The sequence below is a fragment of the Microbulbifer sp. YPW16 genome, assembly GCF_021290385.1.
Lineage (GTDB): Bacteria > Pseudomonadota > Gammaproteobacteria > Pseudomonadales > Cellvibrionaceae > Microbulbifer > Microbulbifer zhoushanensis.
In genome coordinates this window covers 3,042,219-3,052,500 of the sequence record NZ_CP089928.1, presented here as the reverse complement: position 1 = coordinate 3,052,500, position 10,282 = coordinate 3,042,219, and the positions used below count along the sequence as shown (strand labels likewise).

The window sequence follows — 10,282 nt, the reverse complement described above, 5'->3', positions numbered from 1 at the left end:
TTTTGATATAAAGGGTGTTTGGTGTTCGTTTTTTAGACACCGCAAAGCACGCAAGACAAGTACAAACAGCGCCTCCTGTTAAGACCATGCAGAATCATCGCACTACCAAGCCGCGCCTGCTGGGCGCACTGCGCCAGCACTTCCCGCGCACCCATGCCCTCGCGGCAGGTGCCGCAAGCTGCGCGCTGGCACTCGCCATGTTCGTCTCCACCCCAGAGGTAGAGGCGAAGCGCCATTCATTGCCTGTGACCCTGTCCGCAGTTGAGGAAGCTGCTCCCGCCGTGGTCATGGCCGCTGCCGACGCCGCACCCGAGGCCTCTCCAGCAACCCCCGCCCCCACCAGCAGCAAACGGGTGAAGGTTCGTAACGGCGACACCCTCTCCAACCTGTTTGACCGTGCCGGCGTGGATATCCGCCATATGTACGAGCTACTGGAGAGCGGCAAGGAAGCCAAGGGCCTTGCGCGACTGAGCCCCGGTGAGGAACTCACCTTCCATATCGCTGGTGACGGCTCACTCGACAGCCTGGAGGTGCACCGGGATCGCCTCAGCCGCCTGGAATTCAAGCGCGGTGACAGCGGCGACTTCAGCTATGCCCTGCACCAGCGGGAGGCCGACAGTTACCCGGCCTACCGCCAGGCAGAGATCGAGAGCTCCCTGTTTGTTGCCGGTAACAACGCGGGCCTGAGCAATAACCTCATCATGGAAATGGCGCAGGTCTTCAGCTCCGATATCGACTTTGCCCTCGACATCAGGAAAGGAGACCACTTCAGCGTACTCTTTGAGGAAGAATTCCTCGACGGCGAGAAGATCGACAATGGCCCTATCCAGGCGGTGACATTCGTCAACCAGGGGAAAACCTTCAGTGCGGTGCGCTACGTCGACCAGAACGGTGATGCCAACTACTACACCCCTGATGGCAAAAGCATGCGCAAGGCATTTATCCGCACCCCGGTGGACTTTGCCCGCATCAGCTCACACTTCAACCCGAGCCGCCTGCACCCGATCCATAAAACCCGCCGGCCACACAACGGAACCGATTACGCCGCACCGCGCGGCACCCCGGTATATGCTGCTGGCAGCGGGCGCGTAATCAAGGCCGGCTATAGCAGGCCCAATGGCAATTATGTGTTTATCAAGCACGGCGAGCGCTACATCACCCGCTACCTGCACCTGAACAAGCGCAAGGTGAAGGTGGGCGACCGGGTCAAGCAGCGCCAGGTGATCGGCACCGTCGGCGCCACCGGGTATGCAACCGGCCCCCACCTGCACTACGAGTTCCTGGTAGACGGCCATCACCGCAACCCTGCCACCATCGTGCGCAAGCTGCCCAAGGCCAAGTCCATCCCGGATTCCGAGATGGCGCGCTTCCGCGCCCAGACCCAGCCCCTGCTGGCAAAACTGGAAAATTACGAGCAACCGGCGCTGGCACAACGCGGCGAAGAACAAAACCAACAAAACGTCAACTGACCCTATGGGCGAGCTTTATGTCGGCCTGATGTCCGGCACCAGCGTCGATTGTGTCGACGCGGTGCTGGTCGAGTTCTCTGAGGAAACGTCGTCCAGGGCCGATATTATCGCCACGCTGGGCCACCCGATCCCCCCTGCATTGCGCGATGCCGTGCTGGCCCTTTGCGCCCCCGGCCCCTCGGAACTGGACCGGGCCGGCCAGCTGGACTGCCAGCTGGGCCAGCTGTTTGCCGAGGCAACCCTGGCCCTGCTGGATAATGCCGGGGTCAAACCGGCCGGAGTCACCGCTATCGGCAGCCACGGCCAGACCGTGCGCCACCGGCCGCCCGGCACTGTCGCCCACCCTTTTACCATGCAAATCGGCGACCCCAACACCATCGCCACCCGCACCGGTATTACCACGGTGGCAGACTTCCGCCGGCGCGATATGGCCCTCGGTGGCCAGGGCGCCCCACTGATGCCAGCCTTTCACAAGGCGGCCTTCGCGGCCGACCGCGATCGTGCGGTGGTGAACATCGGCGGCATGGCAAATATCACTGAATTACGCGCCGACGGCAGCGTGCGCGGCTACGATACCGGTCCCGGCAATGCCCTGCTGGACTACTGGATTGGCCTGCACCGCAGCCAGCCATTTGACCGCGACGGCGCCTGGGCCGCCAGCGGTCGCGTCAGCCCGGAATTGCTCAACCGCCTGATGGCCGACCCCTATTTCACCGCCCCAGCCCCCAAAAGCACCGGGCGCGAGGCATTCAATCCCACCTGGCTGGAGCGGGCTGGCGAGGGCCTGGAGCTGGCCCCGGCGGACGTTCAGGCGACCCTGGCCGAGGTCACTGCCGCCAGTATCGCGGACGCCGTGCACGCCTTTGCCAACGGCGGTGAGCTGCTGATCTGTGGTGGGGGCGCACGCAATGCGGACCTGATGCAGCGCCTGCACCGGCGCCTGCCCACCTGGTCGATCGCCAGCACCGGCAGTTATGGTATCGACGCCGACTGGCTGGAGGCTGTCGGCTTCGCGTGGCTGGCGCGCCAGACCATGCACGGGCTCCCGGGCAACTGTCCCGGTGTAACCGGCGCGGTTCGCGAAACGGTGCTCGGAGGTATCTACCCCGCCTGAGTGGATGGCGAGCGGCCAGGCGGGAGCAGGGAAGGCAGGAAGATAAGGGACAGCCGAGCTACGGGAACAGGACAGGACCCGGCCCGGGTTCATCCCGGGCGATCAGATGGAGAATGATGACCCGCAGCCGCAGGTGGAGGAAGCGTTGGGGTTTTGCACCACAAAGCGCGAGCCGGACAGGCCCTCTTCGTAGTCCACTGTTGCCCCAACCAGGTACGGATAGCTCATCGGGTCTACCACGACCTCGATGCCATCTTTCTCGACCAGCGCATCGTCGTCAGCCACCAGCTCATCGAAAGTGAACCCGTACTGGAAGCCGGAACAGCCGCCGCCGGTGACGAACACCCGCAGTTTCAGCTCCGGATTGCCCTCCTCTTCAAGCAGGCTCTTGACCTTGGCCACAGCCTTCTCGGTAACGATCACCGGCTCGGGAGAAAAGGAAACAGCTTCTGACATAAGTCTCTCTCGGCAGAATATGGGCCAGCCCACCCATTGTACTGAGCTGGGCCCGGGGGCCGCCATAGTGCTAAAACCGACGAAATCAGTCAAGTATTCGGCCGCATACACCGGCCGGCCGACAGAGGCCGACCAGCCGGTCAAAGAGAGCCGGGATTACTCGGAGTCGACCGAGATCTCCTCGGAATACTCGAGCATGCGCGGCTCACCGGCGTTGTCCATCTCAACGTTGGAAACCAGGGAGCCATTGACCTGTGCGCCCTTGACCATCTCGATCAGCTTGTAGTGCACGTTGCCCTCAACCATTGCCTTGGCGGAGAGCTCCAGGTGGCGAACGGCATACACATCGCCCTTGACGTTGCCATTGATGACCACGTGCGGCACGCGAATCTCACCTTCCACCTTGCCGCCATCGACAATCTGCAGGCGCGCGTCACTGTCGCTGTGTGCGCTGACATTCCCGTGAACGGTGCCCTCAACCACCAGGTTACCGCGGAAATGCAGGTCGCCACTCACTTCGGTCTGGCGGGCGATCAGGGTCGTGTGGTTACTTCCAGAGCTAGCCATAGTCGTCGTCTTCTCTTTCTCTTGCTTTCTAAACATAATCCAGTCAAAACCTCGTGCAATCAGCGCCTGGCATCAGCTCTTCTGAACCAGCCAGCCATAACGCTGCTCGATATTGAACCCCTTACGCGCGCTGGACTTGAGCAACAGCTCAACGCCCTCTGGCTCGAAGCCATGAGGCAACTGTAGCTCGCCCTCAATATTCTGGAAATATTTGAAGCGCAGGGCGATCTTTTCGCTGTCCACCTGCTGCGACAGGGCGCTGAGCGGATAGCGTTTTGGCTGTCCATCCTGACTGCCCACCACGGTGAAGGTCGCGTGCCCCGTCACCACGCTGTGTCGCGTGGCCGACTGCTGCACCAACAGTTTGAACTGGTAGCGCCGCTCATCGGCCATTTGCGAAAGACTGAAACGGCCGATGGAAACACCATCGCCGTCATCATCCGGCGCCATCAGGCCCCGGTAAAAGGAAATTTCCTGCTTGAGTTCGGCGATCCGGTTTTCCTTCTCCACCAGCTCGGCCCGCACTTTCTCGTCCGCCTGCTCACCGATCGCCAGTGACTGCTCGGCCGTGGCCACCCGCAGCCGCAGGGCTTCATTTTCCCTGCGCAGGGAATCGAGCCTGTCCAGGGACTCCTCGTGGGCCATGGTCTTGCGATCCAGCCCCTTACGCAGGTGGTGCTGGCCGGCGAAGTAAGCGGCCGCCGAGGTGACCAGTACCAGCAGCGTCACCCCCAGCAACGTCAGGGCGCCGGAGTAGGGCCGGTGCGGCACTACCTTCATGCGGTACTGTTTACTGCCTTTTACTTTATGTGCCATGACACCCGTGTGTTCTTATCTCGTTATGACTTACTTGTGAGCCTGTTGAATCTGACGATTCTAAGGCAGCAGCGCCGGGCTCTCCAGTCCGAGCTTCTCATTCAGGCCAAACATGATGTTCATATTCTGGATGGCCTGGGCCGAGGCGCCCTTGGCGAGATTGTCGATCACCGACATCACCACCACCGTGTCCCGGTCATCCGGCCGCGCCAGGGCAATACGGCACATGTTGCTCCCCCTGACGCTGCGGGTCTGCGGGTGACTGCCTGGTGGCAGCACGTCCACAAATGGTTCAGCGGCATACCGCTGTTCGTACAGTTCCTGCAGCTCAGCCAGACCGCTGTCCCCGTTCAGCCGCGCGAACAGGGTCGCATGGATACCGCGCACCATCGGCAGCAGGTGTGGCACAAAGGTCACCCGCGGCTCGGCACTGCCTGCGGCCTGCACCCGGCGCAGTCCCTGCTCGATCTCCGGCAGGTGGCGATGGCCGCCTGACGCATATGCGCGGAAGCTGTCACTGTTCTCGGCCAGCAGCAACTCGGTCTTGCCCTGCCGCCCGGCGCCGGTGGCGCCGCTCGCGGCACTCGCCACCAGGTGCCCCGGCTCCACCAGGTTGCGCTCCAGCAGCGGGATCCAGCCGAGCTGGATCGCTGTCGGGTAGCAGCCCGGGCAGGCCACCAGCCGTGCCCCCGCAATCTGCTCGCGGTTGACCTCGGGCAGGCCGTACACGGCTTCCGCCGCCAGCTCCGGCGCGGCATGCGACTGGTTATACCAGCGCTCCCAGGTGGCGATATCGCGCAGGCGGAAATCCGCCGACAGGTCGATGACCCTTACCCCGCGTGCCACCAGTTCCGGCACCTGGGCCTGCGCCACCCCGTGGGGAGTGGCAAAAAAGACCACATCGCACGTGGCCAACTGGGCCAGGTCCGGTTCACAGAAAGCCAGGTCACAGTGACCCCGGAGGCTGGGAAAAAGTTCCGCCACTGGCTGCCCTGCCAGGGCGCGGGAGGTGATCGCAGCCAGGCTTACCTGCGGGTGCAATACCAGCAGTCGCAGCAGCTCCACCCCCGTGTATCCGGTCCCGCCGACGATTGCTACTTTGATCACTGTCTGACTCCTCGCTGCTGTATCCGTACCGGGCTCACCCATACACCGCCGGCGCGGCCTGTATAATGGAGGCTGCACTCTACCACAAGCCACCATCGGGAAAGGACGCACGGTGCTCAGGAAAGCGCGCCCCACGGGTAAAAAAAAGCAGCCGAAATGGCCCCTGCGCGAACGGGGACTGGAAAAGTGGCGCCTGCAGCTGTCATCCCAGGAGGCGCTGGCACCGCTGCTGGCCATGGCCCTGCTGACCGGCATCCTCGCGGGAGCGGTGACGGTGGCCTTTCGCCTGCTGAGCGAAATACCGGCGGAGCTGTTCCTGTCCATCCCCGAGCGCTATGAAAGCCTGCCCACCTATTGGCGCTTCGCCCTGCCCGTTGGCGGAGCGCTGGTACTGGGGGCCATCTACCAGCTGTTGAGCCCCGGCTGGCGGCTGGTGGGTGTGGTCCATGTGCTCGACCGCCTGCACAACCACCAGGCCAATATGCCAGTGGCCAACGCGTTACTGCAGTTTTTCGCCGGTGCAATCGCGCTGGTCAGCGGCCAGTCCGTGGGTCGCGAGGGCCCCGCAGTACACCTCGGCGCCGCCAGTGGCAGCTGGCTCGGGCGCAGGCTTAAACTCCCCAACAATTCGGTGCGCAGCCTGCTCGGCTGCGGTGTGGCAGCGGCGATCGCGGCTTCCTTCAACACCCCGCTGGCGGGGGTGGTGTTTGCCATGGAAGTGGTGATGCTCGAGTACTCGGTGGTGGGTTTCCTGCCGGTCATCCTCGCTGCAGCGACCGGAAGCGCCATCACCCAACTGGCCTTCGGCAACCAGCCGGCTTTCAACGTACCCGCGATCCAGCTCAGCTCGCTGGCCGAGCTGCCGGTGCTGCTGCTCTGTGCCGTAGTCATCGGCACCCTCGCCGCACTCTTCATTCGCGCCCAGAGATACCTGGCCCCCATGCAGCGCCGCGCACCGATCCTGCGTTTCCTGGCGGTCGGGCTGGTGACCGGCACCCTGGGCATCTGGGTGCCGGAGATCCTCGGCGCGGGGTATGACACCCTCGAACTGGCAATGCTGGGCGAACTTGCCCTGGGGGCCCTGCTGGTGATCGTGGCGGCGAAAATGGTGGCGACGGCGCTGGCCTCCGGCCTGGGCATTCCCGGGGGCGTGATCGGCCCCAGCCTGTTCCTCGGCGCCTGCATGGGCGGCATAGCCGGCAGCCTGGCCAACCTGTGGCTGGGCGAGTACACCGCCAGCCCGGGCTTCTACGCCATGGTGGGCATGGCCGCGATGATGGCCGCCTTGCTGGATGCACCACTGGCGGCGCTGCTGGCAATCCTGGAACTCACCTACAACCCCAACGTGCTCTTCCCGGGCATGATGATGATCGTGGTGGCCTGCCTGGTGAGCCGCTACTTTTTTGCAGCCCAGGGTATCTTCCAGGAGACCCTGCGAGCCATGGACAAGAGCGGCACCCCCACCTGGCGAGCACAGATGCTGAACCGCGTGGGGGTCGCCAGCGTGATGGAACGGCGCTTTGTGGTGTCACCACAGAAAGTGGGGCGGAGCCAGGCCGAGCGGCTGATTCAGCGCCACCCGCTGTGGGTGCTGGTAGAGTTGCCGGACGAACCCGCGCACCAGTTGTTGCGGGCAGCCGACCTCGCCAGCTTCCTGCAACGGGTGGAGGAAAAGAAAGGTGCCCCGGAGGGCAGCCAGGCGGTGGAGGGGGAGGAGCCCCCGGTGGACCTGCTCAAGCTGCCCGGCGAGCGCTTTGCGGCGGCCGGGCTCAACTGGCGCAGCACACTGCTGGAGGCCCACCAGAAACTGGAAAGCAGCAAGGCCGACGCCCTGTATATCTCCCGCGGTTATTCGGGCATGCTGGACAATGACGCCGCGGGCATTATCCTGCCGGCAGACATCGACAACTTTTATCGCAAGTGACCCCTGCTGCCCCGCGGGCCGGCATGGTCGCGAGGACGAAAACAACAAGGAATACGCAATGCTCTGGGTCAAAGCCTTCCATATTGTGGCCATGGTCTGCTGGTTCGCCGTACTGTTCTACCTGCCGCGGCTGTTCGTCTACCACCGGGATGCCACCGACGCCACCAGCCGCGACCGTTTCTGCATCATGGAGCGGCGCCTGTACCGCGGCATCGGACTGCCGTCGATGCTTGCCACCATCCTGCTGGGCGGCTGGCTGATCACCTTCAACCTCGACTACTACAAGAGCGCCGGCTGGCTGCACGCCAAGCTGCTGCTGGTGGTATTGCTGATCGGCTATCACCATATGTGCGGCGCCTATGTGAAGCAGTTCGCCGCCGGTACCGTCACCAAATCCGGGCGTTATTTCCGCATTTTCAACGAAGTACCAGTGCTGGCACTGGTGGCGATCGTGATTCTTGCGGTGGTGCGGCCGTTTTAGGCACCGGATCATTCCGGCCCACCGCCATATAACAACTAGAATTAGGGCATCTCTGGTCGCGCCCAATACCCCGGATATCGCCCCGACAGGAAATGGATACACGCCAACCCATCATTCTTACCGTCACCCACCACGACCCCAGTGGCAGTGCCGGCATCACCGCGGACACCGAGACCGCGGTGAGCCTGGGATGCCACTGCACTTCCGTGGTGTCCGCTATCAGTGTCTGTGACACCGGCGAACTCCAGGGCGTGGCGCCGGTGGAGGACACGCTGCTGGTGGAGCAGGCCCGGGCGGTGCTGGAAGACCTGCCGGTGGCCGCGATCAAGGTCGGTTACCTCGGCTCAGTGGAAAACGTACGCGCACTCCACAGCGTGCTTGCCGACTACCCCCACATTCCCATCGTGATCGACCCGGACGCCACCCTGGCCGACAAGGAGAGCCTGCTGGCTCCCCCGCTGTGGGAAGCGATGACCTCCCTGCTGTTACCGTTTGCCACCATGGTCTGCCCCAACCGCCGCGAGGCCCGTGCCATGGCCCTGGAGGCTGACGTACTCGATGCCCAGGCACAGGAGCTACTGGAAAGCGGCTGCCGCTACCTGCTGCTCACCGGGGTCCCGGCCGCCGACCAGCAGCTGGAAAACCGGCTTTACGACGAACGCGGCCTGATGCGACAGTTCCTCTGGCGGCGCCTCCCGCCCGCCGCTTACGGCACCTGCGGTACCCTCGCCACCGCCATCGCCTGCCATATTGCGCACGGCCTCACAGTGATCGAGGCAGTGAGTCGCAGCCAGCAGTTCACCTGGAGCGCGATCGCCGACAGCCGCCGGCTGGGGATGGGCCGGCCGGTCCCGAACCGCCTGTTCTGGACCAAGCGCTGAAGCAACCACATAAAGCTTTTGCCCGCCGGCATGCTCCCCATGGCAAGCCCTGTGCAGTGGCTGTCGCCAGTGCGCCGCGCATTTGCTCCCGCCGTCGGCCATCCGGATAATACCCGCCAAATTTCCAGCCAATCAGCAAGGCCGCAGATCGCTATGAGTAAATCCGAGCAACTTTTTGCCGAAGCCCAGAAAGTCATTCCCGGCGGGGTCAATTCGCCGGTGCGCGCCTTCCGCGCGGTCGGGGGCACGCCGCTGTTTATCGAGCGCGCCGAGGGTGCCTACCTGTTTGACGCCGACGGCAAGCGCTATATCGATTACGTGCAGTCGTGGGGCCCCATGGTGCTGGGGCACGCGCAGCCCGAGGTGATCGAGGCGGTGGTGGAACAGGCACAGTCCGGCCTCAGTTTCGGGGCGCCCACCGAGCTGGAAACCGAACTGGCCGAAGAACTGTGCCGGCTATGGCCCAACATGGATCTGGTGCGTTTTGTAAATTCCGGTACCGAAGCCACCATGAGCGCCATCCGGCTGGCGCGCGGCTATACCGGCCGCGACAAAATCGTCAAATTCGAGGGCTGCTACCACGGCCATTCCGATTCCCTGCTGGTGAAGGCCGGTTCCGGCGCCCTGACCATGGGCGTGCCCTCCTCTCCCGGTGTGCCGGCGTCACTGGCCGACCACACCATCACCCTGAACTATAACGACCCGGAGTCGGTCAGGCAGTGCTTTGCCGAGATTGGCGACGAGATTGCCTGCATCATCGTCGAGCCGGTGGCCGGCAACATGAACTGCGTCCCCCCGGTTCCGGGCTTCCTCGAGACGCTGCGGGAGGTTTGTGACCAGCACGGCGCACTGCTGATCCTGGACGAGGTGATGACCGGCTTCCGGGTGAGCCTCACCGGCGCCCAGGGCCACTTTGGCATCGAGGCGGATATCACCACCCTGGGCAAGGTGATCGGCGGCGGCATGCCGGTGGGCGCGTTCGGCGGCAAGCGGGAGATCATGGAGAAGATCGCGCCGCTGGGGCCGATCTACCAGGCCGGCACACTGTCCGGCAACCCGGTAGGCATGGTGGCGGGCCTGGAGACCCTGCGCCTGGTGCAGGCGCCCGGGCTCTACCAGCAACTCAACGACCGGACCGAGAAGCTGGTCAACGGCGTGCTTGAGGCTGCGAAAGAGGTGGGCATTCCCATGACCGCCAACCGTGCCGGCAGTATGTTCGGTTTCTTCTTTACCGAGGAGCCACAGGTAACCAATTACCAACAGGTCATGGCGTGCAACAACGAGCAATTCAACCGGTTCTTCCATGGCATGCTGGACGAGGGAGTTTACCTTGCCCCGGCGTCCTACGAGGCCGGCTTCATGTCCGCCGCCCACAGCGAGGAAGACATCGAGCAGACAGTGGCGGCCGCCCGCCGTGTGCTGGCATCCATCGCCGGTAGCTGACAACAGCCCCGGCCTGGCGGAATC

10 protein-coding genes are annotated in these 10,282 nt (G+C 63.8%); 6 read left to right on the top strand and 4 right to left on the bottom strand.

The window, feature by feature from the left end:
* The first annotated feature begins 86 nt into the window (after window positions 1-86).
* Together LVE68_RS13170 and LVE68_RS13165 are read left to right on the top strand one after the other, a co-directional pair.
* On the top strand, window positions 87-1,469 hold the full coding sequence (locus tag LVE68_RS13170; protein WP_232940862.1) for a peptidoglycan DD-metalloendopeptidase family protein: 1,383 nt from the start codon (window positions 87-89) through the stop codon (window positions 1,467-1,469).
* A 4-nt stretch (window positions 1,470-1,473) separates the two neighbouring features.
* Window positions 1,474-2,583: an anhydro-N-acetylmuramic acid kinase gene (locus LVE68_RS13165; RefSeq protein ID WP_232940861.1), complete on the top strand. Its 1,110-nt coding sequence runs from the start codon at window positions 1,474-1,476 to the stop codon at window positions 2,581-2,583.
* Between the two features lie 102 nt (window positions 2,584-2,685).
* On the opposite strand, the gene erpA is transcribed toward LVE68_RS13165, so the two are convergent.
* The 4 genes from erpA to argC all read right to left on the bottom strand — a co-directional run bounded on the left by erpA (window position 2,686) and on the right by argC (window position 5,529).
* Entirely contained in the window at window positions 2,686-3,039 is a 354-nt protein-coding gene (gene erpA / locus LVE68_RS13160; protein ID WP_232940860.1) for an iron-sulfur cluster insertion protein ErpA, read from the bottom strand.
* Window positions 3,040-3,195: 156 nt separating this feature from the next.
* Window positions 3,196-3,606, bottom strand: a complete 411-nt coding sequence (locus tag LVE68_RS13155) for a bactofilin family protein (protein WP_232940859.1) — start codon at window positions 3,604-3,606, stop codon at window positions 3,196-3,198.
* Between the two features lie 72 nt (window positions 3,607-3,678).
* Window positions 3,679-4,422 (bottom strand): DUF6776 family protein, encoded by a 744-nt coding sequence (locus tag LVE68_RS13150; RefSeq protein WP_232940858.1) that lies wholly within the window; start codon window positions 4,420-4,422, stop codon window positions 3,679-3,681.
* A gap of 60 nt (window positions 4,423-4,482) precedes the next feature.
* On the bottom strand, window positions 4,483-5,529 hold the full coding sequence (gene argC / locus LVE68_RS13145; protein WP_232940857.1) for an N-acetyl-gamma-glutamyl-phosphate reductase: 1,047 nt from the start codon (window positions 5,527-5,529) through the stop codon (window positions 4,483-4,485).
* Window positions 5,530-5,641: 112 nt separating this feature from the next.
* Here argC and LVE68_RS13140 point away from each other — a divergent pair, with 112 nt between their 5' ends.
* The 4 genes from LVE68_RS13140 to hemL all read left to right on the top strand — a co-directional run bounded on the left by LVE68_RS13140 (window position 5,642) and on the right by hemL (window position 10,258).
* Window positions 5,642-7,453 carry a chloride channel protein gene (locus LVE68_RS13140; RefSeq protein ID WP_232940856.1) on the top strand — a complete coding sequence of 604 codons (1,812 nt, stop codon included), beginning with the start codon at window positions 5,642-5,644 and terminating at the stop codon, window positions 7,451-7,453.
* A 58-nt stretch (window positions 7,454-7,511) separates the two neighbouring features.
* Window positions 7,512-7,934, top strand: coding sequence for a protoporphyrinogen oxidase HemJ (hemJ, locus tag LVE68_RS13135; protein WP_232940855.1), 423 nt, complete (start codon window positions 7,512-7,514; stop codon window positions 7,932-7,934).
* A 92-nt stretch (window positions 7,935-8,026) separates the two neighbouring features.
* Window positions 8,027-8,815, top strand: coding sequence for a bifunctional hydroxymethylpyrimidine kinase/phosphomethylpyrimidine kinase (gene thiD, locus LVE68_RS13130; protein WP_232940854.1), 789 nt, complete (start codon window positions 8,027-8,029; stop codon window positions 8,813-8,815).
* A 153-nt stretch (window positions 8,816-8,968) separates the two neighbouring features.
* The gene (gene hemL, locus LVE68_RS13125; RefSeq protein WP_232940853.1) at window positions 8,969-10,258 is read left to right on the top strand and encodes a glutamate-1-semialdehyde 2,1-aminomutase; all 1,290 of its coding nucleotides are present in this window, start codon (window positions 8,969-8,971) and stop codon (window positions 10,256-10,258) included.
* Window positions 10,259-10,282: the final 24 nt, after the last annotated feature.

Bases quoted from the DNA above. Each gene is read 5' to 3' on its own strand.
- LVE68_RS13170 (WP_232940862.1), top strand. From the start codon at position 87: ATGCAGAATCATCGCACTACCAAGCCGCGCCTGCTGGGCGCACTGCGC.
- LVE68_RS13165 (WP_232940861.1), top strand. From the start codon at position 1,474: ATGGGCGAGCTTTATGTCGGCCTGATGTCCGGCACCAGCGTCGATTGT.
- erpA (WP_232940860.1), bottom strand. From the start codon at position 3,039: ATGTCAGAAGCTGTTTCCTTTTCTCCCGAGCCGGTGATCGTTACCGAG.
- LVE68_RS13155 (WP_232940859.1), bottom strand. From the start codon at position 3,606: ATGGCTAGCTCTGGAAGTAACCACACGACCCTGATCGCCCGCCAGACC.
- LVE68_RS13150 (WP_232940858.1), bottom strand. From the start codon at position 4,422: ATGGCACATAAAGTAAAAGGCAGTAAACAGTACCGCATGAAGGTAGTG.
- hemJ (WP_232940855.1), top strand. From the start codon at position 7,512: ATGCTCTGGGTCAAAGCCTTCCATATTGTGGCCATGGTCTGCTGGTTC.
- thiD (WP_232940854.1), top strand. From the start codon at position 8,027: ATGGATACACGCCAACCCATCATTCTTACCGTCACCCACCACGACCCC.
- hemL (WP_232940853.1), top strand. From the start codon at position 8,969: ATGAGTAAATCCGAGCAACTTTTTGCCGAAGCCCAGAAAGTCATTCCC.